The organism is Microbacterium sp. F01 (assembly GCF_056156365.1).
The window spans coordinates 2,339,599-2,361,982 of sequence record NZ_CM149592.1 but is presented as its reverse complement, the minus strand read 5'-3'; the positions used below and the strand labels follow the sequence as shown (position 1 = coordinate 2,361,982).

Genomic DNA, 22,384 nt, shown 5'->3' with positions numbered 1-22,384 from the left:
CCGCAGCCGTACACCGGATGATCGCCGGGGGGCCCGCGCCGGTTCACCTCGCCGGGTCACGGTCGCCTCGTGCGCGCCGCGAACCGTGTGACCACATTCCTTACGGCCTCCGTTCTCCTCGTCGGGATCGCGGCCTCGATGGGCGGCCCCGCCGGTGCGGCGCAGCCTCCCGGGGCTGTGGCGTCGCCGGTCACCGTGACGATCGACGAGGTGTCGCCCGCCGGCGCCCGGGGGCCGGCCGCGGGATTCTTCGAGCTCGCGAATCCCGGAGATCGCCCGATCGACCTCACCGGGTACGCGGTCTTCCGCTGCGACGAAGAAGGGCTGCGGACCCGCCCGACGGATCCCGAGGCGGATCTCGCCGGCATCATCCTCGCGGCGGGGGAGCGACGCGCGTTTGCCACCGCGCGCCTGGCGGAGCGCGGGTACGGACTCATCGTCATCGCGCCGTCGGGCGCGACGGCCGACGCGGTGGCGGTCTACACCGACGACCCGGCGCCGACGACGTCGGAGTGCGCAGGGGGCGTCGAGCTCCCGGTCACCACGGCCGCCGCGCTCGGGGAGAGCTGGCAGCGCGCCGGGTCGTCCACCGACGGGCGATGGGTGCGCGCTGTCGCGACCCCTGGCGAGGCGAACCGCCTCGCGGAGGTCTCCGATGCACGAGTGCGGGTGTCGGAGATCGCAGCGGCGGGTCCGGACGGGCACGGTGACGACTTCGTCGAGCTCGTGAACGACGGCACGACCGACGTGGGCCTCGCGGGCTGGCGGCTGTATCGCTGCACGGCGAGCGGGACCGCGCCCACGGAAGCGCTCCAGCACGTGTTCGGGCCGGACACCGCCCTGGCGCCGGGCGAGCGGCTCATCATCGGCGGTCCCGCCTTCGGGGGAGAGCCCGACGTCCGCGTCGAGACATCGCTCGCCGACACCGCGCACGGCGCCCTCCTTGTCACGGCGGACGGACGCCGGGTCGACGGTGTGGGAGTGTCCTCGTGGGAGGACACCGCCTGCCAGACGGGACGCGACAAGCTGCCCTCGACGCTGGACTACCGCACCGGGCAGAGCTGGCAGCGGCAGCCCGACGGCGGCTTCGCGATCGCGGGTCGCACTCCGGGCGAACCGAACGCGGGGGAGCCGGTCGCGGTCGCCGCATCCGCTGCGAGGGCGTTCGCGTACGGCGATCGGCCGGGTGTCGCAGTGAGCGAGATCGCGACGGACCCGGAGATCGAAGGGATGCCGCGACGCAACTTCGTCGAGCTCGCGAACTTCGGCTCGCGCGCGGTCGACATCTCGGGGTGGACGCTGGTGGCGTGCGGCGCGGATGGCTTCCGCCGGTTCGACGACCTCGCCATGGTGGCGTCGGGCACGGTGCTCGCTCCCGACGACACCTGGACGGCCGCGCTCGCAGGCACGCCGGCCGCCGAGAGCGCGGAATCGGTCTACGACGACCCGCTCGAGCTCGCGGGCGCTGGCGTGTGGGTGGAGGACGCCGAAGGACGCCGCGTCGACAGCGTCGGTGTCTACCACCGCAACGAGATGGACAGCAGCGTGGACCGCGAGAGCCCGTGCACGAAGGGGCTCGCGCTGTCGACGTTCGCCGTCGACCGGGTGCGGGGCGAGACGCTGCAGCGCGCCGCGTTCACCGGCGATGACGCGAGCGACTTCGTGCCCGCCGCCGCGACCCCCGGCGTGCTCGCCGGCCCGCGAGCGGTGTCCGCAGACGACATCATCGAGCGCGCGCTCGACCAGGCTCGATCGGACACCGTCGACTCCGCGATCGGCCAGGCGGCAGCATCCGCAGCACTTCCGAAGGGCAGGGAGGGCGAGCCGGTCGAGGTGATCGCGGCCCATGCCGGGTCATCGCTCTCGCCCCTCACGAGCCGCACCGCACCGGGCGAGCGGGAGGTCGCGGCCGCCGAGCTGACCGCGCGCGACGATGCGTACGACCTGCCTTACGTGCGGATGCGCGTCCGCCTGCCCGCTGACGGCGGCACGGTCTCGTGGAGCGGGCGCACGGTCGGGCGCGCCGAGGTGCGTCTGTCGGTGTGGGCTCCGGCCTCCGCAACGGCCCGGCAGTCGGAGTGGCGCGCGCTCGACGAGGGCGCGGGCGCGGCGACGGCGATGGATGCTGCGGCCACCGCCCCCGTGCGGCTCGAGGGCGTCGTGCGCGAGGAGGAGATCGTCGACGGCACAGCCGACCTGCTGGTGCAGGTCGTGACGCTGGAGGAGTCGGCGGCCGCCGCCGCCGACGGACTCGCCGACCCCGCGGACTACGACCTCGCCCTCGGCCACATCACCGACACGCAGTACTACTCGGAGGCGTACCCGGAGGTGTATGCGGGTGAGGTCGCGTGGCTGGCCGAGAACGCCGACGCGCGCAAGCTCGCTTTCGTCACGCACACGGGCGACCTCATCCAGAACTGGGTCGATCCCGGCCAGACGGAGGAGCGTGCCCGCCGCGAGTACGAGGTGGCGTCGCGACTGCAGGGCGTGCTGGATGCGAACGGCATTCCCAACAGCGTGCTTCCGGGCAACCACGACAACAAACGCGGCGTGAGCAACGACCTGTTCAACGAGTACTTCGGCCCCGAGCGCTACCGCGATCAGCCGTGGTTCGGCGGATCGCTCACTCGAGATGACAACAGCGCGAATTGGTCGTCGTTCGACGCGGGCGGCGCCCGGTTCGTGATGATCTCGCTGCCGTACGCGTACGGGGAGCGCGAGATCGCCTGGGCCGAAGCCGTCGTCGCAGCGCATCGGGACGCGAACATCGTCATCTCGACGCACGAGCACCTCACCCCGGCCACTGCTGAGGACGACGCGGAGCGCTCGACCACGTCGCGGTGGGTCTCGCACGGCGACCTGCTGTGGGAGCGGGTCGTGGCGCCGAACCGCAACGTCGTGCTCGTGCTGTCGGGGCACTTCCACGGGCTCGGCGCGATCGTCACCGAGAACGCCGGAGGCATTCCGGGGCACACGGTGCTCGAGGCGCTCGCGGACTACCAGGAGTTCCGCACGCCGACAGGGGAGAGGGCGACGGGCTTCCAGCGGCTGCTCCAGGTCGATCTCGCCGCGGGACTGCTCGCGGTCGACACGTTCTCGGTGCCGCTCGGCGCCACGGCGAGTCATCCGTACGACTACACGCAGTTCCTTCCCGACGACGGCGACGCCGCGACTCCGTCCAACGAACGGCCCTGGCGCATCCTTGCGCAGGGACTCCAACACCGCTACACCGAAGAGGACGACGCGTTCGCGGTGCCGCTGGCGCTGCAGTACGCGAAGGCGGTGGAGACGGATGCCGTCTCCCTCGTGCACCGCTGACGTATCAGCTCACGCGGGGAACGCCTCGGAACCGTGAGGGGCCGCACGCCTCTCCTTCGAACCTGAGCAGAGGAGCCGTCATGAACGTCGAACCGTGGAGCACCGTCGGACCGGGATCGTCGGCAGCGATCGTCCCGGGCATCCAATATCTGCTGCGGGCGCACGGCCATGCCGTGGTCGTCGACGGCGACTACGGGCCCGCGACCGCAGCCCCGGTCACCGCCGTCCAGACCGCGCAGGGCGTGCCCGCCGACGGCATCGTCGGCCCCGTGACGTGGCCCAAGCTCGTCATCGCGGTGCAGCAGGGGTCGACGGGCGACGCGGTACGGGCGGTGCAGCAGTTCGGGCTCGTGCGCTCGCCCGGGGAGGACCCGCTCGTCGTGGACGGGGACTTCGGTCCGATCACGAAGGAGCGGGTCGAGTTCTTCCAGGAGTCATGGGGCCTCACCATCGACGGCATCGCCGGCCGTGAGACCTGGTCGTTCTTCAGCACGTTCATGCCGGGCCCCCGGCCGTGGGCACTGGTGAAGCAGGGCTCGACGCAGGCGACGAACTGGCGAGTCCTCGCCGCGCAGCATCTGCTGCGCGTCCGAGGCGCGACGATCGCCGCCGACGGCGCGTTCGGCCCGCTGAGCGGTCAGGCCGTGAAGACGTTCCAGCAGACGCTGCGCGCCGTCGAGATCTCGACCACGCTCGGGCAGCTGGACTGGCCGAACCTGATCCTCACCGTCAAGCAGGGCGACGGCCCCGCCGGGGCGAAGGGCGAGGCCGTGAGGGCGGTCCAGACGCTCCTCGCCGGGCTCACCGTCGACGGCGACTTCGGTCCGGCCACCGACGCCGCGGTCCGCGAGTTCCAGCAGCTGTTCGCACCGCCGGTCGACGGGATCGTGGGTCCGGTCACGTGGCACACGCTGATGCTGCGGCTCTTCGATTGAGCGACGCAGGCCCGGGCGCCCCGCTCACCGGGGGCGCCCGGGCCGGCGCGGCCGAGCTGCAGGGGGCGCCCGGGCCGGCGCGGCCGAGCTGCAAGGGGCGCCCGGGCCGGCGCGGCCGCGGCACTACGCTGAGAACGTGACGACCGGACGCGACGACGACGCCCTCACCTGGGACGGCGACGACGATCCCACGCTCGACCACGGTGCGACCGGCGAGCCGGAGGACGAGACCGAGACCCCGACGGCGTCGACGCCGGCCGAGCTGCCGAACGGCTTCACCGCCGTGGGCAAGGGCAGCGAGACGCTGGCCTCCGCGGACGCGCCGTCGGCCGCAGCATCCGTCCCCGAGGCGACCGCCGGCACGCCGGCCGCGACGCCCGAGCGCCGGCCGATGGGCAACGCCGCGCTGATCGCGTTCGGCGTGCTCGGCGGCGTGTACGCCCTCTATGCGATCGGCTGGCTCATCGGCGGCCTCCGCCTGCAGGGCAAGGCACAGTACCTCGTGCTCGACGTGATGTACCAGGGAAGCCTGTGGCTCGCCGTGCTGGCCCCGCTCCTGTGGTTCGCGACAACCCTGCTGCTCACGCGCAGCTCGCGCGCGTGGGTGCGGTTCGCGTGGCTCGGGGCAGGAGTCGTGCTGCTGCTGCCCTGGCCCTTCGTGATGATCGGGGCGATCGGACAATGAGCGAGAACGTGACGGATGCTGCAGCCCCGGCCACGAAGCGTGGCAAGACCCCCACGTGGCTCGTGGCCGCGATCTCGGGTGTCACCGGGCTGTTCTACGCCTACGCCGTCTGGAACGCCGTCGGCAACCTCGTCGCGACCCTCGGCGTGTTCGGCGACGCCGGCCTGACGCTCAACGCGCTCGGGTGGTTCATCTGGATCTTCGCGGCGGTGTTCCCGCTGCTGGTGTGGGGCGGGGCGTTCGCGATCGGGTACCGCCGCGCGCCGCACGAGCTGTTGCTCGTGATGCTCACGGGCCTCGCGGTCGTGGCCGTCTTCTGGCTCAACGTCGTCGCCTACACGACGCTGAACTCCGCGTCGTTCCTGGGCTGAGCCTGCGGGCGGCCGTCACACGGTCGGGCGCGCCGTCGCGCGGGAGGTAGGCTGGCACAGGCCTCGCCCCCCGACGGCGTGCGGCGCGGCATCCGGTTCTGCTCCGCGCGTTCGCGCACCGCCCCACTAAGGAACACCCGTGCCGAAGCCTGTCGTCCTGATCGCCGAAGAGCTCTCTCCCGCCACGATCGATGCCCTGGGTCCTGACTTCGACGTGCGCAACGTCGACGGCACCGACCGCCCCGCGCTGCTGTCGGCCCTCGCCGACGCCAACGCGGTGCTGATCCGCTCGGCGACGAAGATCGACGCCGAGGCGATCGCCGCGGCGCCCGTCCTCAAGGTCGTCGCCCGTGCCGGCGTCGGTCTCGACAACGTCGACATCAAGACCGCCACCACGGCCGGCGTCATGGTCGTGAACGCGCCGACGTCGAACATCATCTCGGCGGCCGAACTCACCGTCGGCCACATCCTCAGCCTCGCGCGCCGCATCCCCGCCGCTCACGCGTCGCTCGCGGGCGGCGCGTGGAAGCGCAGCTCGTACACCGGCACCGAGCTCTTCGAGAAGACTGTCGGCATCATCGGCCTCGGCCGGATCGGTGCGCTGATCACGGCTCGCCTGCAGGCTTTCGACGTGCGCGTCATCGCGTACGACCCCTACGTCACGAGCGCTCGCGCGCAGCAGCTCGGCGTGCAGCTGGTCACCCTCGACGAGCTCCTCGAGCAGAGTGACTTCGTCACGATCCACATGCCGAAGACGCCCGAGACCACGGGCATGATCGGCACCGAGCAGTTCAAGATCATGAAGCCGACCGCGTACGTGGTCAACGTCGCGCGCGGCGGACTCATCGACGAGGAGGCGCTGCACGCCGCCCTCACCGCGGGCGAGATCGCGGGCGCGGGCCTCGACGTCTTCACGTCGGAGCCCCCGGCGGAGGGCGGCACCGCCGCGGCCTTGCTCGACCTCCCCAACGTCGTCGTCACGCCGCACCTCGGCGCCTCCACCGAAGAGGCGCAGGAGAAGGCGGGCGTCTCGGTCGCGAAGTCGGTGCGCCTCGCGCTCGGCGGCGAGCTCGTGCCCGACGCCGTCAACGTCGCAGGCGGCGTCATCGACCCGTATGTGCGCCCCGGCATCCCGCTCGTCGAGAAGCTCGGCCAGATCTTCTCGGCGCTCGCGCGGTCGCCGCTCACGAGCCTCGACGTCGAGGTGCACGGCGAGCTCCAGGCCTACGACGTCAGCGTGCTCAAGCTCGCTGCGCTCAAGGGCGTCTTCACGAACATCGTCAGCGAGACCGTGTCGTACGTGAACGCGCCGCTGCTCGCCGAGCAGCGCGGCGTCGAGGTGCGCCTGCTCGTCGACGACGACAGCCCCGAGTACCGCAACGTCATCACGCTGCGCGGCGCGCTGTCGGACGGCTCGCAGCTCGCGATCTCGGGCACGCTCACCGGCCCGAAGCAGGTCGAGAAGCTCGTCGGCATCAACGACTACGCGATCGAGCTGCCGATCGAGACGAACCACGTCGTCATGCTCTACACCGATCGCCCCGGTATCGTCGCGATCTACGGCCAGAAGTTCGGCGAGGCCGGCATCAACATCGCCGGCATGCAGATCGCGCGTCAGACGGCCGGCGGCCAGGCGCTGTCGGTGCTCACAGTCGACTCGCCCGTGCCCGACGCCCTCCTCGACGAGGTGAGCACCGCGATCCAGGCCGACCTGTTCCGCCAGATCGAGATCACCGAGTCCTGATTCCACGACGGATGCCGCGTCCCTGAGCCCTCCGTAAAGGCTCGTTGGCGCGGCATCCGTACGCCGTCAAGCGGGCGCGGGTCAGGGACGCGCGGCGCGCTCGACCAGAGCGATCAGCGCTTCGAGCGCCTCGCCGCGGGGGACCGGGCCGGGGATCGACCCGCCCGAAAGTGCGTTGTTGAAGTAGAGGCCGTCGCTCACGAGCATCACCAGGTCGAGCGCCGTCGCGTCCTTGGTGTGGGGTTCGAGCACGGCCGCCCAGTCGTCGCGGATGTGCCGCAGTGCATCGCTGGCGGTGGCATCGCCGCCCTGGGCGAGGCGTGACGTCGCGAGGATCGCGCGGTCGATCGGGTCGTTCGCCATGACCGACGTGTGAAGGAAGTACGCGATCGGCCCCTCCGGTGCCGCGGCCATCAGGTCGACGTCCTCCTGCACGAGTGCGCGGAGCCGCTGGATCAGGGCCGCCTCGAGCGCCTCCTTGGTGCCGAAGTGGTACAGCAGGCCGCCCTTCGAGACGCCCGCGGCCTTCGCGGTGGCGTCCATCGTGGCCGCGCGCTCGCCCTCTTCGATGAGGATCTGCTCGAAGGCGTCGAGCACCTTATCGCGGGCCAGGGGAGGGCGACTCATGGCCTCGATGGTATCGACAGAGGCTCGGGCATCCTGTTACTATACCGGCTGGACGGTATAGAAAACATGATGACTCTCACCCAAGAACTCTCGCTCGCCGACGCCCAGGCCCGAAAGGTGGGCTGGCGCGGCTGGGCCGCGCTCGTCGTGCTGATGCTGCCCGTCCTGCTCGTCTCGGTCGACAACACGGTGCTGAGCTTCGCGCTCCCGTCGATCGCCCTCGAACTCGGGCCGACGAGCGCACAGCAGCTGTGGATCATCGACGCGTACCCGCTCGTCCTCGCGGGTCTGCTCGTCACGATGGGCACGCTCGGCGACCGGTTCGGACGGCGGCGGATGCTGCTGATCGGCGCGACCGGGTTCGCCGCCGTCTCCGTGCTCGCGGCTTTCGCGCCGAGCGCCGCGTGGCTCATCGCCGCCCGCGCGGCGATGGGCGTGTTCGGTGCGATGCTGATGCCGTCGACGCTGTCGCTGCTGCGCAGCATCTTCACCGACCGCGACCAGCGACGCCTCGCGATCGCCGTGTGGGCGTCGATGTTCTCCGCCGGCGCCGCGCTCGGGCCGATCGTGGGCGGCCTGCTGCTCGAGCACTTCTCGTGGGGCTCGGTGTTCCTCCTCTCGGTGCCCGTGCTCATCCCGCTGCTGGTGCTCGCGCCGCTGCTGGTGCCCGAGAGCCGCGACCCGAAGCCGGGCCGGATCGATCCGCTCAGCATCGCCCTGTCGATGGCGACGATGATCCCGATCGTCTACGGCATCAAGGAGCTCGCCGTACACGGATTCGCGGTCGCGGCGTGGCTGCCGATGCTCGTGGGCTTCGGCTTCGGCGTGCTGTTCGTCTGCCGCCAGCTGCGCGCCAAGGCGCCGATGCTCGACATGCGGCTGTTCGGTCTCGGCACGTTCAGCGGCGCGCTGCTGGTGAATCTCCTCAGCGTCATCGCGCTGGTCGGCTTCCTCTTCTTCGTCGCGCAGCACCTGCAGCTCATCGTGGGTCTGTCGCCGATGCAGGCGGGCCTCGCTCTTGTGCCTGGCCTCGCGATGATGATCCTGGCGGGCCTCGCGGTCGTGCCGATCTCGAAGAAGTGGCCTGCCCGCGTGGTGGTGCCGGCGGCGCTCGTGTTCTCGGTCGCGGGCTACATCGCGGTGGCATTCGCCACCGGGCCCGACAGCGTGGGCACACTCGTCGCCGCGTTCATCTCGCTCGGGATCGGCATCGGTGCCGCCGAGACCGTGTCGAACGAGCTGGTCCTCTCGAGCGCACCGCCGGCGAAGGCGGGCGCCGCGAGCGCCGTCTCCGAGACCGCGTACGAGCTGGGCGCTGTTCTCGGCACGACCGTTCTCGGCGGCATCCTGACGGCGCTCTACCGGTCGAATCTCGTGGTCCCGGATGGTGTGACGGATGCTGCGGCCGAGGCCGCCTCCGAGACCCTGGCGGGCGCGGTCCATGCCGCCGACCAGATCGGCGGTGCGACGGGCGAGGCGCTCTTCGAAGCTGCGGCGACCGCATTCGATGCGGGCGTGACAGTCACGGCGCTCATCGGAGCGGCCCTCGTGGTCGTCGCGGGGGTCATCGCGGCCACTACCCTGGGAGGGTCCCGCCAGAAGTCGTAGGAGCACCATGTCGCGTGTCGTGAAGCTTGCCGTCATCCCGGGTGACGGCATCGGTCCGGAGGTCATCGCCGAAGCGGAGAAGGTGCTCGACGCCGCGACCGCGGGCAGCAGCATCCGATTCGAGAAGACGCGGTACTCGCTGGGCGCAGGCCGCTTCCTCGAGACCGGTGACACGCTGACCGACGAGGACCTCGACGCGATCAAGGCGCACGACGGGATCCTTCTCGGCGCCGTCGGGGGAGTGCCGGGCGACCCGCGGCTGAAGAACGCGAACATCGAACGCGGGCTGCTGCTGAAGCTGCGCTTCGAGCTCGACCACTACGTCAATCTGCGTCCGTCGAAGCTGTACCCGGGCGTTCCCGGGCCGCTGGCCGAGCCGGGTGACATCGACTTCGTCGTCGTCCGCGAGGGCACGGAGGGGCCGTACGTCGGCAACGGCGGCTCGATCCGCACGGGCACGCCGCACGAGGTCGCGAACGAGACGTCGGTGAACACCGCCTTCGGTGTGGAGCGCGTCGTGCGTTACGCGTTCGACCTGGCCGAGCGCCGCCGCAAGAAGCTCACGCTCGCGCACAAGACCAACGTGCTCGTGCACGCGGGCGGCATCTGGAAGCGCCTCGTCGACGAGGTGGCGCGGGAGCACCCCGACGTGACCGTAGACTATGTGCACGTCGACGCGGCCACCATCTATCTGGTCACGAACCCGGGTCGTTTCGACGTGATCGTCACCGACAACCTCTTCGGCGACATCCTCACCGACCTGGCCGGCGCCGTCACCGGTGGCATCGGCCTCGCAGCCTCGGGCAACATCAACCCCGACGGCGCGTTCCCCTCGATGTTCGAACCCGTGCACGGATCGGCGCCCGACATCGCAGGACAGCAGAAGGCCGATCCCACGGCCGCGATCCTCTCCGTCTCACTGCTGCTCGACCACCTCGGGCTCACCGACGAGGCACAGCGCGTCACCACGGCTGTCGAGGAAGACATCGCGACCCGGGGAACGGCATCCCGCACCACCGCGCAGATCGGCGACGCCATCGCCGCCCGACTCCAGGCGTAACCTGGATCCCGCAAGCGCCTCCACCCTCGCGGATCCGTCCGCACGAAAGCACAGGCCGTCATGACCCTCATCGATTCCGACCCCGACACCGGACTCGCGCCTCTCGAGTTCACCGTCAACCGCAACCTGCAGGCGAAGACCACCGCGCAGCGCGAGGAGATCCTCGCGAACCCCGGCTTCGGCACCAGCTTCACCGACCACATGGTCGACATCTGCTGGTCCGTGAACGGCGGGTGGCACCGACCCCGCGTCCAGCCGTACGGCCCGCTGTCGCTCGACCCCGCCGCTGCGGTCCTGCACTACGGTCAGGAGATCTTCGAGGGCATCAAGGCCTACCGCCACGCGGACGGCTCGATCCACACGTTCCGTCCTGACCAGAACGGCCGCCGCCTGCAGCGCTCCGCGCGACGCCTCGCGCTGCCCGAGCTTCCGGTCTCGTACTTCATCCAGTCGCTGCGCGAGCTCATCGCCGTCGATGGCGCCTGGGTGCCGTCCGGTGACGACCAGAGCCTGTACCTGCGCCCCTTCATGTTCGCGAAAGAGGCGTTCCTGGGCGTGCGTCCCGCGCACAAGGTCGGCTACTACGTGATCGCCTCGCCCGCCGGTGCCTACTTCAAGGGCGGCGTGCAGCCGGTGTCGATCTGGCTCAGCGAGGACTACGCGCGCGCCGGCAAGGGCGGCACGGGCGCGGCCAAGACCGGCGGCAACTACGCGGCGAGCCTGCTGCCGCAGTCCGAGGCGTACGAGAACGAGTGCGACCAGGTCGTCTTCCTCGACCAGGACCGCAACGTCGAGGAGCTCGGCGGCATGAACGTCGTGTTCGTCTACAAGGACGGAACGATCGTCACCCCGCAGTCCGACTCGATCCTCGAGGGCATCACGCGCGACTCGATCCTGCAGCTCGCGGTCGACCGCGGCCACAAGGTCGAGGGCCGCGCAGTGTCGTTCGACGAGTGGCGCCAGGGCGTCGCGTCCGGCGACATCGTCGAGGTGTTCGCCTGCGGCACTGCCGCCGTGGTCACACCCATCGGCGTGCTCAAGGGCAAGGACTTCCTCGACGAGCAGCCGACCGGCTCGCTCGCGCTGTCGCTGCGTGAGGAGCTCACCGACATCCAGTACGGCCGCCGCGAAGACAAGCACGGCTGGCTGCTGCGCCTCGACGCCTGAGCGGCGCACACCACGACCTCTGGAGCGGACGGATGCTGCGGCATCCGTCCGCTCCCTCGTTCCGGCACGCGCACCCCGGGCCGGCGTCGGAGCTTCTCGCTAGGCTGAGCGGGTGAGGATCGCGCGCTTCAGCCACAACGACGCCATCAGATTCGGGATCGTCGACGAGGGCGAGCTGGTCGTCCTCGCGGGCGACCCGATGTTCGCCGGCTACGACACCACGGGGGAGCGCGTGCCGCTCGCCGACGTCGCACTGCTGGCACCGGTCATCCCGCGATCGAAGATCGTGGCGGTCGGCCGCAACTACCGCGACCACGCCGCAGAGATGGGCAACGACGTGCCGGCGTCGCCGATGCTGTTCTTCAAGCCGAACACGTCGGTGATCGGCCCCGGCGACGCCGTGGTGCTGCCCAAGGGATCGGACTTCATCAGCTTCGAGGGTGAACTGGCCGCCGTCATCGGGCGCATCGCCAAGAACGTCTCGGCAGAGAACGCGCTCGACTACGTCTTCGGCTACACGATCGCCAACGACCTCACGGCGCGCGACTGGCAGCGCTCCGATGGCCAGTGGGCGCGTGCCAAGGGCTTCGACACGTCGTGCCCCCTGGGTCCCGCCATCGAGACCGACTTCGACGTGAACGGGCCCGCCGTCATCACGACGCGGCTCAACGGTGAGGTCCGCCAGCAGGGGCCGATCAGCGACATGATCTTCTCGCTCGCCGATGTCATCGCCTTCGCGTCAGCAGCCTTTACGCTGCTCCCGGGCGACGTCATCCTCACGGGCACCCCGGCCGGGGTCGGTCAGATCAGCGCGGGCGACACCGTCGAGGTCGAGATCACCGGGCTCGGGACGCTCCGCAATCCGGCTCGCGATGCCTGAGACCGGATCCTCGTCAGCGGTCGACCTCGCGCCGACCGCTGACGAGATCGCCCGCGTCCAGCGGCGCACCGTCTGGGTGCTGTCGGGCGGGCAGGTGCTCGGCGGGCTCGCGTTCGGCGCGACGCTGTCGCTGGGTGCCGTGCTGGCGGCCGAACTGTCGGGCGAGGACGCCTTGTCAGGACTGGCGGCGGCCGCCGTCACCTTCGGCACCGCGCTGACAGCGGTGCCGCTTGCGGCGATCGCGCGCCGTCGAGGCCGCCGGCTGTCGCTCACCACGGGCATGGCCGTCGCCCTCATCGGTGTCGCCCTCGTCATCCTCGCTGTCGCGCTGCGATCCTTCCCGGTGCTGCTGGCCGGGTTCCTCATCATCGGTTCGGGGCAGGCCGCGAACCTGCAGTCCCGCTTCGCCGCGGCGGACCTGGCGACGGACGCCTCGCGCGGACGCGACCTGTCGATCGTCGTGTGGGCGACCACCGTCGGCGCCGTTCTCGGCCCGAACCTCACCGGTCCCGGCGAGCTGATCGGCGGGGCGATCGGGATGCCGCCGCTGACGGGCGCGTACCTGTTCACGGTCGTCGCGCAGGGGCTCGCCATCGTCCTGTACCTCGTCGCGATGCGACCCGATCCACTGCTGCTCGCGCAGCGCGTCGTGGCTGCCGCGAGGGCGGGCAGCCGCATGATCGCGAAAGCGGACAGACCCATGGCCGCGCGCTACGCGATCTTCGCGGTGGCGGCCGCCCACGGCACGATGGTGTCGGTCATGGCGATGACGCCCGTGCACCTGGCGCACCTGACGCACGACGCGTCGGAGGCGGCGACGCTGTCGATCATCGGCCTCACGATCAGCCTCCACATCGCGGGGATGTACGTGCTCTCACCGGTCTTCGGCATCCTCGCCGACAAGGTAGGGCGCGTCGCGACGATCCTCCTCGGACAGGCGCTGCTCGCCGCAGCGCTCCTGACGGCGTCCTTCGGTCAAGCGTCGACCACGGCGGTCACGGTCGCCCTCATCCTCCTCGGGCTCGGCTGGAGCGCCACCACGGTCGCCGGGTCCACGCTGCTCACCGAGTCCTCGTCGGAGGAGTTGCGCACCCGCCGCCAGGGGTTCAGCGACTTCACGATGAGCATCGTCGGCGGCGTCGGCGCGATCGTCGCCGGCGCGCTGCTCGGCTGGATCGGCTACGGCGGGCTCGCCCTCGTCGTGCTGGTTCTCGTCGTCGCCTCGGTGCTGCTCTCGCCGCTCGGTTGGCGCGCGTCCGCCGCGAGCGTGCCAGAAGCGCCGGGCGCCTGACGCGAGACTCGAACCGAGTCTGGACAATGTGGGATCAGTGGCCCAGCGCAGCGAGCGCGAGGTCGACGTCGCCCTGGTCGTTGAAGAGGTGGAACGCCACGCGAGCGCGACCCGACCGCCCGGATGACGTGATCCCCGCGGCGGTGAGCCGCGCGAGATCGCACCCCTCGGGGTCGTCCCACGTGACGATCGCCGACGCACGCTCGGGCTGTGCGAGGCCGAGCCCGACCCGGAACGCCGTGGCCAGCGCGGTGGCGTGCGTGTAGAGCTCTCCAGGGTCCAGCGAGGCGAACAACTCGAGCGCGGGCGCTGCGCCGATGAAGGCCTGCCAGGCCGGCGACACATCGAAGCGGCGCGCGTCGGGTGCGAGCTCGGCCTCCCCGCCATAGCACGACGCCCAGGGGTCGTCGCCGGCGTACCAGCCGGCGTTGAGCGGCGTCATGCGCGCGGCGAGCCGGTCCGACACGGTCAGGAACGACACACCCCGCGGCGCGCACAGCCACTTGTACGCGTGGCACACGAGGGCATCGAAGACGGATGCCTCGACCCGCAGCCATCCGACGGCTTGAGTCGCGTCGCACAGCGTGAGCGCGTCGTTCGCTGCGGCCGCCTCGACGATGGCCGCGGCATCCGCCACCTCGCCCGTCGCCGACTGCACGACGGAGAACGCGACGAGCGCCGTGGTCGGACGCACGTGCGCGGCCAGGTCGGCGAGCGGGGCCGTGCGCACGGCGAGCCCGCGTCCGGAGTGGACGAACGGCAGCACGAGCGACGAGAACTCGCCCTCGGGGACCAGCACCTCGGCGCCGTGGGGGAGCGCGGAAGCCACCATCCCCGCGGCGACCGAGGTCTGCGAGCCGATCGCGACCCGCTCTGCGCCGACTCCGACGAGCGACGCGAACAGCGCCCGCGAGCGTTCGACCGCCGCGCAGTACGCAGCGAGGTCGGGGCGCCCGGAGGCGGAGGCATCGAGGTCGGCCAGCACCGCGCGGCGGGTGGCGCGGCTCGGCAATCCCACCGTGCACGCCGCGAGGTAGTCACGGCCGCCGGCGAATTCGCGCCGGGCGGCCTCGAGAGCGGAGGAAGGAGCGATCGCGGGCATGCATCCAGGGTGGATGGTCGCAATTGCTCATGTCTACGACAGGTGTCCCATGCTGGACATAACAATCACTTATGATTCAGCCATGACCGATGCGTGGGACGACGACCCGGGCTTCGACGCGCGCGAGCTCCGCGTCGTGAAGGCGATCGCGGACGAAGGGTCCATCACGGGCGCCGCCCTCGCGCTGGGCTACAGCCAGCCTGCGGTGAGCCAGCAGCTCAAGCGGCTCGAACAGCGTCTCGGGGTGGCGATCGTCGAGCGAGTCGGGAGAAGCGTTCGCCTCACCGACGCGGGCCGTATCCTCGCGAGGCATGCTCCGGCCGTGACGACGGCTCTGGATGCTGCCGCCGGCGAGCTCGCGGAGCTCCGCGGTCTGCGCGCCGCGCGCGTGCGGCTGGTCGGCTTCCCTTCCGCCTCGCCCACGATCGTGCCGCGCCTGCTCGCGGACCTCGCGCTGCGGCATCCGGGAATCTCCCTCACCTACGTCGAGGCCGAGCCGCCCGAGGCCGTCGAGGCGGTGCGCGAGGATCGCACCGACATCGCCCTGACGTTCAGTTACCCCGGAGACCGCGACGACCCGCACGGCTCGAGCGCCCGCGGGCTGGCGGTTCACACGGTCGGCGCCGACGAGCTGCTCGCAGTGCTGCCCACCGGGCACCCCGCGGCGTCGGACGACACGATCGACGTCGCCACTCTCGCCGACGACGACTGGATCGCCGGCTGTCCGCGCTGCCGGGGCCATCTGCTCGAGCTGTGCGGGCGCGCCGGGTTCGCGCCGCGGATCGCGTTCGAGACCGACAACTTCGTCGCCGTCGAAGGGCTCGTCGCGCAGGGGATCGGCGTCGCGACGCTGCCGCGCATGGCCGTCGAGTCCTTCCCGCAGCTGCCCGGAGTCGCCGTGGTGCCGTTGCCGGCGGGTGAGCAGCGCCGCATCCACACCGTCACGGCGCGCGGCGCAGACCGCGTGCCGGCCGTGCGGGCGACGCTCGAAGCCCTCGCGCGGCTCATCGCGGAGCCCGCGGGCCAGCCGGGCGCCGCAGCATCCCGCAACTAGACTTACCGGCGATGTCTTCTTCGCCTGACCCCCGCACCACGACCGCCACCGGCACCGACGTCCGCGTCCGGTTCTGCCCCTCGCCGACCGGTCTTCCGCACGTCGGACTCATCCGCACGGTGCTCTTCAACTGGGCGTATGCGCGTCACACCGGCGGCAAGCTGGTGTTCCGCATCGAAGACACCGACGCGGCGCGCGACAGCGAGGAGAGCTACCACCAGCTTCTGGACGCCCTGCGCTGGCTCAAGATCGACTGGGACGAGGGTGTCGAGGTCGGCGGTCCGCACGCGCCGTACCGGCAGTCGCGGCGCCACCACATCTACCGCGAGGTGCTCGACAAGCTCGTCGCCGCAGGCGCGGTGTACGAGAGCTACTCGACGCCCGAAGAGATCGACGCCCGCAACGAGGCGAACGGCCGCGCGAAGCAGCTCGGGTATGACAACTTCGACCGCGACCTGACCGCCGAGCAGAAGGCCGCGTTCCGCGGCGAAGGTCGCGAGCCTGCGTGGCGCCTGCGCGTCCCCGACGAGGACCTCACCTACGTCGACCTCATCCGCGGCGAGGTGACCTTCCCGGCGGGCTCGTTCCCCGACTTCGTGCTCGTGCGCGCGGGTGGCGTGCCGCTGTACCCGTTCGTGAACCCCGTCGACGACGCGCTCATGGGCATCACCCACGTGATCCGCGGCGAGGACCTCATGCCCTCGACCGCCCGCCAGCTGGCGCTGTACAGCGCGCTGGTCGATGCGGGCGTCACGACGTTCATCCCGCGCTTCGCGCACATGCCGCTCGTGCTGGGCGAGGAGGGCAACAAGAAGCTCTCCAAGCGCGACCCGAAGGCCGATCTCTTCCTGCAGCGCGACAAGGGCTTCATCCACGAGGGCCTGCTCAACTACCTCGCGCTCCTCGGCTGGTCGATCGGCCCCGACCGCGACGTCTTCTCACTCGAGGAGCTCGTGGCGGCCTTCGACATCGTCGACGTGAACCCGAACCCGGCACGCTTCGACCAGAAGAAGGCCGAGTCCATCAACGGCGACCACATCCGGATGCTGCGGCCCGGCGACTTCGCCGACCGTCTGGTGCCGTATCTGGCCGCTGCCGGAGTGGTCGACGAGGACCCGACCCCGGCGCAGCAGGCCATGCTCGTCGCCGCCGCCCCGCTCGTGCAGGAGCGCATGCAGCTGCTCGGAGACGCGCCGGGCCTGCTCGGCTTCCTGTTCTCCGACACCGTCGGCTATCAGGACGACGCCCTGGCGTCGCTGCCGGCGAACGCGAGCGAAGTGCTGGTCGCCTCGGTCGGCGCGCTCGAGCTGGTGCCCGACACCGAGTTCACCGCCGCCGCCGTGCAGGACGCCCTCGCCGGTGCTCTCATCTCGCCGGTGGAGGAGGGCGGGCTCGGCCTCAAGCCCCGCGTCGCGTATGGACCGCTGCGGGTCGCGCTGAGCGGCCGCCGCGTGTCGCCGCCGCTGTTCGAGTCGATGGAGCTGCTCGGCAAGTCCGAGTCGATCCGCCGCCTCGGAGCACTGCTCGACGCGCGCGGGTGACGGCTCGGTTTGGAGCACGTGCCGGCGTCGCGTAGACTCTATCCTCGGCACGGCTTCGGCTGACAGCCTTGGGGTATGGTGTAATTGGCAACACGGCTGATTCTGGTTCAGTTGTTCTTGGTTCGAGTCCAGGTACCCCAGCAGTAGTTTTCGCAGGATTCCGCAGCAGAATCCAGCTCTCGTTTAGAGGCCCTTTCTCCCGTCTGACCGGGTCCGGGACCAGAAACGACGCTCGCCGACGCCGCGGATGCGTAGCTCGTGCAGGCAAACGCGCGCGCGAATGCGGGAAGCCTCGCGCACTCGACGCTCGAGTCCTACGAGTCCGCGGTGCGGCTCGTCCTGAAGCCGGTGTGCGGCGCCGTCACCCTCGAACGGCTCACGGTGGGTCGGTGCGATCGGATCATCCAGAGCATCATGCGTGACGGCTCACTCTCGAAGGCGCGCAAGGCCCGAGCGGTACTCGGACTGATCTGCGGTTACGCGGAGCGGGATGACGCGATCCCCCGCAATCCCGTCCGTGACGTGCAGCGGCTGCCGATGCCGGAGAAGACCTACGTTCTCACGCCGGAGCAGGTCGCCGCGATCCGGGATCTCATGCACAGTTGGCGGGCGACCGGTGGTGCCAGACCCCGCCTCGCCGCCGACCGTGCTCGTCGACGGGACGATCGTGAGCACCAAGAAGCAGGGGCTGCACCGCGAGGATGCGCCGAAGCGTGCTCGGCAACGGCGACGCATCGCGCTGCCGGCTGTGGCGGCCGCGGCCATCCGCAACCGGCTGTGCTCGCGGGGCCGGGGGAGGACGCGTTCCTTCCCCGACAAAGACGGGCCGGCCGATGAGCGTGAGCAACTGCGAGCGGCTGCTGCGCACCTGTACAGCCACCCGGCACCGCCGGCCTCCCGGCGTGGCCCACGGACGGCGCGCACGCGCCTTTTGGATAGATCGCTCCGAGCCAGCGGCGCGTCCAAGCCGAGCGCGGACAGTTTTCGTGGGACGGATGCCTATGCAGAATCGGGTGGATTCTGTGGATCATCGCCGGGCGGGCGCGATGGGATGTCGGTTGGTTTCAGCGAGCGGAGGCGTTCCTTCACGCGGGGCTGAAGCAGGGTTGGAGGTATCGATCTGTCCGCGTGCCAATCCTCCGCTCTGGCCTCCGCCCATCGCTTGTCGCGAGCGGCCCTACGTTCGTCCAGCGTCTGGTCGTACGGCTGATCGGATCCGCTGCTCATCTTGTGACAGTAGGGCCTTCACATGTGCACGCTCTCAGGAACGGAGCGCGTCGCCACTCGAACGTCGGCGATCACTGCGGACCATTCGCGCTCGAGCCTTGCCCTGCGACTGCGGCGTACGCTCGGTGGATGGAACCGCCGAACGTGTGCAAGGCCAGATTCGACGAGGTGGTTACCGGCGGCCGCCGCCGCGTCACTGTCGGCATCGAAATCCTCGACCGGGAATCCGACGGATCAGTCCCCACCGCCGCGTGGTTCCGCGGCGAGGAATACCGCCTCGACATCGAGGATGCGGAGGGCGTTGCAATCTATGTGAGACGCCTCTAGAGAATTGCACCCCGGCACTAACGGAGCTCAGTCCGGATGACCGGCCCATCGGGATGCTCAAACTTCCTAGAGGCCTGCCGGTCCCGAGGTTAGCCCGGGACAGGCGATCTACCGTGGCACGGAAGAGGACGGATGGGTCACGCCGTGCACCCGACGGAACTGATCATCGGTGACCACACTTACGTTATGACGACGAGATGCCTTGGTGATGAGTCCGCGTTCGTCGGCACCGGGAGCCGATCGCCATTCCGGCGTATCGTACGGGTCATGGCGGCGCGGACTCGAGCACGCGGTGCACATGCTGCGTCGGGCGCCCCAGCGGCGTCGTCGGTCACGGATACTGACCGCGCGGCTGCTCGGCGCGATGCGGGCCGAAGTCGGCGATGAGCGCATTGGCAAACTTGAGCAGCGCGCAGCCGCACGCGGCCGTCATCTACAACCCGGCGAAGGCGCCTCTGGACCGGATTCGCGCGGCCGTCGCCGAACGTGAAAGTCGCTGCGCGTGGGGTCCAACCCGTTGGTATGCGACGAGCAGCCATGATTCCGGGCGGACAGCCGCAGGAGAGGCTGCAGGTGCCAAGCCGGCCGTCGTCATCGTCGCCGGCGGAGACGGCACTGTCCGCGCAGTGGCCGAAGTGCTGGCCGGCACCGGTATTCCTGTCGCACTGGTTCCCTCCGGCACGGGCAATCTGCTGGCGCGCGACCTCGGAGTGTCGCTCAACGACATCGCCGCCAACGTCTCGGTGGCCTTCACCGGGCTCGATCGCTCGGTCGACGTCGGCGTCGCCGAACTTCAAGATGAGGAAAACGTTCGGCGCACTCACGTCTTCATGGTGATGGCGGGCATCGGGCTCGACGCTCAGATGGCGCAGAACACGAGCGCGATCGCGAAGCAGCGTCTCGGCTGGTTCGCGTACGTCACACCGATTGCGAGGTCGATCATCGCCAACCGGCTATTCCACCTCACGTACCGAGTCGACAGAGGGCGGACCAGGTCTACTAGAGCGCACACGATCATCGTCGGCAACTGCGGCACCCTCACTGGGAACATGCTCCTGATTCCTGCGGCGGTGATCGACGACGGGCTTCTGGATGTCGTCATCATGCGCCCAGCGGGTCGCTTCGGATGGGCGCAGATCGGAACTCGACTCACGCTCCAGAACGCGGCGCGCCGCTCCCTGCTCACTCGGCGTCTCCTCGCACGATCACCGGATCTGCACGCGCTGGCCTATGTGCAGGGCAGACATTTCGAAGGGCGATTCGAAGCTCCCCACGTCGTCGAACTCGACGGCGACAGCTTCGGTCACGCCAGCCGAGTACGGATCAGCGTCAGGCCCGGCGCACTGCAGGTTCGCAGCGTCGCCCGCGCGGAGTGAACGCGAGCAGTCATCTTCGGCGGTTTCGTTCGTGTCCGCCATGGTGGGTCGCAACGTGCCCACCATCCGGGCCACTTGGGCCGGCGCACGCTTCCTCACATTGTGCAAGCCCCACGGCGACCGCGGCGAGGCGGGCGTATGCTCAAACGGATCGGAGACACGTGTACGCGATCGAGTTGACCATCGGAGAATACGTCCATCGCCTCCCGAGAGCGGCCACGAACTCTGGTGCCGGATGATGAAGGATCCGACCCGTTCGGCCCCGCTGACTTCACGCACGACAACTGGCCGGCGGCCGAGGAATTCTGAGATGAGTGCGGACCGTGCCACTTCAGATCGTCTCCGGCGGTCGAGAGTCTTGTCTGCGGTCCACCACCCTGGTGGCGTGGGAACGGAGCGCGGTTCCGTATTCGACCGCCGACCCGGCATCGCGCCGAAACACCAGATCGCCTTAGTAGCAGAGTGCGGCAGCGCGCGCACCGGTCGATCGACGTGCCCACGCCGGCCCTGATGCATTCAGCGTCCGCTGTTGCCATCTCTCCAGTCGCCTGTACGCAGGAGGGCAGCTCGTCGGCCGAACACTAACCTTCGCCCGCGTTGGCCCATACGACGCGTCCCCGGCGGAAAGAATGAAACGAGGAGACATGGAACAGTCATCGCGCGCCCGGTCGTGCACCGTGGGGGATCTCGACGACTTCGATATCAACCACCGCGTCACGTTCACGCGTCCTCCGAACGACCCCAGCTCGCGGCCCCGAGTGAGCGGTCGGCTCAAGCGCATTCGCGACGTTGACTATCTGATCGGCAACATGCGTCGGCCGGGTATCGAATTGGTAGTTGCCTTCCCACGGCAGCTTGGCGGCGAGACTGTGGACGTTTTCGGTCCACTACCCCTCACATATCTGATCGAGGTCGGTCTATCGATGCAGGCCGCGAAAACGAAGAGGGTTTAGTTCTCAGCCGAACGAAACGGCACGCGCTGTATCGTCGGGGTTCACAGTGTCGTCAACAAGACGGTCTCTTCTTGCGACGCTCATCAGGGCTGCGGGCGACCACCATTAGGCCGCGGGTCAGCAGCCGGTCGACCAGCACGGTGCCCGACGCGGCTGCGAGATGCAGGGCAGCGACGATCATCGTCGCGGTCACCTCGGAAGTCCGTCCGCCGAACGACGTCGCACGCTCGGTACAGGACTGGACGGGGCAACCGTGCTTACGGTCTGGCGCCGGGCGTCCATCGCCGCACTCCGCGGGACACGCAAGTCCCCGCTCGTGTGGAAGCGAGGCGTGTACCATCACCACGAGGGCACCCGGACCCAGCGCCCGCTCATTCCGATGCGAACGGCGGGAAGCGATGTCCATGACAGCCGGCTACGAACGACCACCTGATGCCTTCTCAATCGCGGCCGCCATACTCGCCGCCGCGGAGAGCGAAGATCTGTGCTCGCCGCTGCGCGCGGCGGTCGCGATGCCTGGTGCGGTGGTCTCCACTCTGGGTTCGCCGATGGGTTCGCAGACGGTATGCGCCAGCTCCACGCTCGGCGCCCGGATCGACGAGATCCAGATCGACCTCGGCGAGGGTCCCTCGTGGGAGGCGCTTCGTACCCGGCGCCCCGTCGCGGCAGTCGACCTACGAGCGAACGGTGGGGCATGCTGGCCGGGAGCCTGGGCGGCTCTCCGAGAACTGGAAGTGACATCGCTCTATGCCTTCCCCCTCTTCGTCGGGAAACTGAGCATCGGGTCGATCGCGCTCTACTCGGCGGCCGCGCGCGAGCTGTCCGGCGCCGACGTTGCAGGGATGAGCCAGCTCGCCGCGATCGTCTCGGGCACTCTTCTGCGCCGGGCATTGGATCGTCTCGAGGTCGTGGGGGCTGAGGCGCCAGACGAGCCTTATTCGCGTCGGGAGGTGCACCAGGCGACCGGCATGGTCGCGGCCAGGAACGGGATCGATGTGGACGATGCTCTCATGCTCCTCCGGGGCCACGCCTACGCGACGGGGCGCCCGGTCCGCGACGTCGCTACGGACGTGATCGCCCGCACCCTCGACCTCGGCCTGTGGGAGGACTCCGCCTAG

The 22,384-nt window shown here is 70.0% G+C and carries 20 protein-coding genes and 1 tRNA gene; 18 read left to right on the top strand and 3 right to left on the bottom strand.

Going from position 1 to position 22,384, the window contains the following annotated elements; translation table 11 throughout:
* The first annotated feature begins 69 nt into the window (after positions 1 to 69).
* The 5 genes from ACVN90_RS10805 (at position 70) to serA (ending at position 7,053) form a co-directional block, all read left to right on the top strand.
* Positions 70 to 3,318: a lamin tail domain-containing protein gene (locus tag ACVN90_RS10805; RefSeq protein WP_475098270.1), complete on the top strand. Its 3,249-nt coding sequence runs from the start codon at positions 70 to 72 to the stop codon at positions 3,316 to 3,318.
* An 80-nt stretch (positions 3,319 to 3,398) separates the two neighbouring features.
* Entirely contained in the window at positions 3,399 to 4,253 is an 855-nt protein-coding gene (locus tag ACVN90_RS10800; protein ID WP_475098269.1) for a peptidoglycan-binding domain-containing protein, read from the top strand.
* Between the two features lie 136 nt (positions 4,254 to 4,389).
* A complete protein-coding gene (locus ACVN90_RS10795; RefSeq protein WP_475098268.1) occupies positions 4,390 to 4,938 on the top strand; it encodes a DNA polymerase III subunit gamma/tau in 549 nt (182 codons plus the stop codon).
* Positions 4,935 to 5,309 carry a bacitracin resistance protein gene (locus tag ACVN90_RS10790; protein WP_475098267.1) on the top strand — a complete coding sequence of 125 codons (375 nt, stop codon included), beginning with the start codon at positions 4,935 to 4,937 and terminating at the stop codon, positions 5,307 to 5,309. Before ACVN90_RS10795 ends, ACVN90_RS10790 begins: the two co-directional genes overlap by 4 nt.
* Before the next feature lie 139 nt (positions 5,310 to 5,448).
* Entirely contained in the window at positions 5,449 to 7,053 is a 1,605-nt protein-coding gene (serA, locus tag ACVN90_RS10785; RefSeq protein ID WP_475098266.1) for a phosphoglycerate dehydrogenase, read from the top strand.
* Between the two features lie 81 nt (positions 7,054 to 7,134).
* On the opposite strand, the gene ACVN90_RS10780 is transcribed toward serA, so the two are convergent.
* Positions 7,135 to 7,680, bottom strand: coding sequence for a TetR/AcrR family transcriptional regulator (locus tag ACVN90_RS10780; protein WP_475098265.1), 546 nt, complete (start codon positions 7,678 to 7,680; stop codon positions 7,135 to 7,137).
* A gap of 66 nt (positions 7,681 to 7,746) precedes the next feature.
* Here ACVN90_RS10780 and ACVN90_RS10775 point away from each other — a divergent pair, with 66 nt between their 5' ends.
* The 5 genes from ACVN90_RS10775 (at position 7,747) to ACVN90_RS10755 (ending at position 13,686) form a co-directional block, all read left to right on the top strand.
* Complete coding sequence (locus ACVN90_RS10775) at positions 7,747 to 9,288, top strand: MFS transporter (RefSeq protein ID WP_475098264.1); 1,542 nt, start codon at positions 7,747 to 7,749, stop codon at positions 9,286 to 9,288.
* 7 nt (positions 9,289 to 9,295) lie between these two features.
* Complete coding sequence (locus ACVN90_RS10770) at positions 9,296 to 10,348, top strand: 3-isopropylmalate dehydrogenase (protein WP_475098263.1); 1,053 nt, start codon at positions 9,296 to 9,298, stop codon at positions 10,346 to 10,348.
* A gap of 60 nt (positions 10,349 to 10,408) precedes the next feature.
* Complete coding sequence (locus ACVN90_RS10765; protein ID WP_475098262.1) at positions 10,409 to 11,515, top strand: branched-chain amino acid aminotransferase; 1,107 nt, start codon at positions 10,409 to 10,411, stop codon at positions 11,513 to 11,515.
* A 112-nt stretch (positions 11,516 to 11,627) separates the two neighbouring features.
* Positions 11,628 to 12,395, top strand: coding sequence for a fumarylacetoacetate hydrolase family protein (locus tag ACVN90_RS10760; protein WP_475098261.1), 768 nt, complete (start codon positions 11,628 to 11,630; stop codon positions 12,393 to 12,395).
* Positions 12,388 to 13,686: an MFS transporter gene (locus ACVN90_RS10755; RefSeq protein ID WP_475098260.1), complete on the top strand. Its 1,299-nt coding sequence runs from the start codon at positions 12,388 to 12,390 to the stop codon at positions 13,684 to 13,686. The genes ACVN90_RS10760 and ACVN90_RS10755 overlap by 8 nt, the downstream gene beginning before the upstream one ends.
* A gap of 34 nt (positions 13,687 to 13,720) precedes the next feature.
* On the opposite strand, the gene ACVN90_RS10750 is transcribed toward ACVN90_RS10755, so the two are convergent.
* The gene (locus tag ACVN90_RS10750; RefSeq protein WP_475098259.1) at positions 13,721 to 14,788 is read right to left on the bottom strand and encodes an aminotransferase class V-fold PLP-dependent enzyme; all 1,068 of its coding nucleotides are present in this window, start codon (positions 14,786 to 14,788) and stop codon (positions 13,721 to 13,723) included.
* Positions 14,789 to 14,870: 82 nt separating this feature from the next.
* On the opposite strand from ACVN90_RS10750, the gene ACVN90_RS10745 reads away from it, so the two are divergent.
* The 7 genes from ACVN90_RS10745 to ACVN90_RS10715 all read left to right on the top strand — a co-directional run bounded on the left by ACVN90_RS10745 (position 14,871) and on the right by ACVN90_RS10715 (position 21,266).
* The gene (locus ACVN90_RS10745; protein ID WP_475098258.1) at positions 14,871 to 15,842 is read left to right on the top strand and encodes a LysR family transcriptional regulator; all 972 of its coding nucleotides are present in this window, start codon (positions 14,871 to 14,873) and stop codon (positions 15,840 to 15,842) included.
* A gap of 11 nt (positions 15,843 to 15,853) precedes the next feature.
* Entirely contained in the window at positions 15,854 to 17,383 is a 1,530-nt protein-coding gene (gltX, locus tag ACVN90_RS10740; protein ID WP_475098257.1) for a glutamate--tRNA ligase, read from the top strand.
* A 69-nt stretch (positions 17,384 to 17,452) separates the two neighbouring features.
* Positions 17,453 to 17,524 (top strand) — tRNA-Gln (locus tag ACVN90_RS10735).
* A gap of 117 nt (positions 17,525 to 17,641) precedes the next feature.
* Positions 17,642 to 18,220 (top strand): hypothetical protein, encoded by a 579-nt coding sequence (locus ACVN90_RS10730; RefSeq protein ID WP_475098256.1) that lies wholly within the window; start codon positions 17,642 to 17,644, stop codon positions 18,218 to 18,220.
* 519 nt (positions 18,221 to 18,739) lie between these two features.
* Complete coding sequence (locus ACVN90_RS10725) at positions 18,740 to 18,937, top strand: hypothetical protein (protein ID WP_159843640.1); 198 nt, start codon at positions 18,740 to 18,742, stop codon at positions 18,935 to 18,937.
* 383 nt (positions 18,938 to 19,320) lie between these two features.
* On the top strand, positions 19,321 to 20,313 hold the full coding sequence (locus ACVN90_RS10720) for a diacylglycerol/lipid kinase family protein (protein WP_475098255.1): 993 nt from the start codon (positions 19,321 to 19,323) through the stop codon (positions 20,311 to 20,313).
* A 644-nt stretch (positions 20,314 to 20,957) separates the two neighbouring features.
* Complete coding sequence (locus ACVN90_RS10715) at positions 20,958 to 21,266, top strand: hypothetical protein (RefSeq protein ID WP_475098254.1); 309 nt, start codon at positions 20,958 to 20,960, stop codon at positions 21,264 to 21,266.
* Between the two features lie 52 nt (positions 21,267 to 21,318).
* Here the strand turns inward: ACVN90_RS10715 and ACVN90_RS10710 are convergent, their stop codons facing one another.
* Entirely contained in the window at positions 21,319 to 21,459 is a 141-nt protein-coding gene (locus ACVN90_RS10710; protein ID WP_475098253.1) for a hypothetical protein, read from the bottom strand.
* Between the two features lie 211 nt (positions 21,460 to 21,670).
* On the opposite strand from ACVN90_RS10710, the gene ACVN90_RS10705 reads away from it, so the two are divergent.
* Positions 21,671 to 22,384, top strand: coding sequence for a GAF and ANTAR domain-containing protein (locus ACVN90_RS10705; RefSeq protein ID WP_475098252.1), 714 nt, complete (start codon positions 21,671 to 21,673; stop codon positions 22,382 to 22,384).

Coding starts and splice junctions, on each gene's coding strand:
- ACVN90_RS10800 (WP_475098269.1), top strand. CDS start 3,399: ATGAACGTCGAACCGTGGAGCACCGTCGGACCGGGATCGTCGGCAGCG.
- ACVN90_RS10790 (WP_475098267.1), top strand. CDS start 4,935: ATGAGCGAGAACGTGACGGATGCTGCAGCCCCGGCCACGAAGCGTGGC.
- ACVN90_RS10780 (WP_475098265.1), bottom strand. CDS start 7,680: ATGAGTCGCCCTCCCCTGGCCCGCGATAAGGTGCTCGACGCCTTCGAG.
- ACVN90_RS10775 (WP_475098264.1), top strand. CDS start 7,747: ATGATGACTCTCACCCAAGAACTCTCGCTCGCCGACGCCCAGGCCCGA.
- ACVN90_RS10770 (WP_475098263.1), top strand. CDS start 9,296: ATGTCGCGTGTCGTGAAGCTTGCCGTCATCCCGGGTGACGGCATCGGT.
- ACVN90_RS10765 (WP_475098262.1), top strand. CDS start 10,409: ATGACCCTCATCGATTCCGACCCCGACACCGGACTCGCGCCTCTCGAG.
- ACVN90_RS10755 (WP_475098260.1), top strand. CDS start 12,388: ATGCCTGAGACCGGATCCTCGTCAGCGGTCGACCTCGCGCCGACCGCT.
- ACVN90_RS10750 (WP_475098259.1), bottom strand. CDS start 14,788: ATGCCCGCGATCGCTCCTTCCTCCGCTCTCGAGGCCGCCCGGCGCGAA.
- ACVN90_RS10745 (WP_475098258.1), top strand. CDS start 14,871: ATGACCGATGCGTGGGACGACGACCCGGGCTTCGACGCGCGCGAGCTC.
- gltX (WP_475098257.1), top strand. CDS start 15,854: ATGTCTTCTTCGCCTGACCCCCGCACCACGACCGCCACCGGCACCGAC.
- ACVN90_RS10725 (WP_159843640.1), top strand. CDS start 18,740: ATGGAACCGCCGAACGTGTGCAAGGCCAGATTCGACGAGGTGGTTACC.
- ACVN90_RS10720 (WP_475098255.1), top strand. CDS start 19,321: ATGAGCGCATTGGCAAACTTGAGCAGCGCGCAGCCGCACGCGGCCGTC.
- ACVN90_RS10715 (WP_475098254.1), top strand. CDS start 20,958: ATGGAACAGTCATCGCGCGCCCGGTCGTGCACCGTGGGGGATCTCGAC.
- ACVN90_RS10705 (WP_475098252.1), top strand. CDS start 21,671: ATGACAGCCGGCTACGAACGACCACCTGATGCCTTCTCAATCGCGGCC.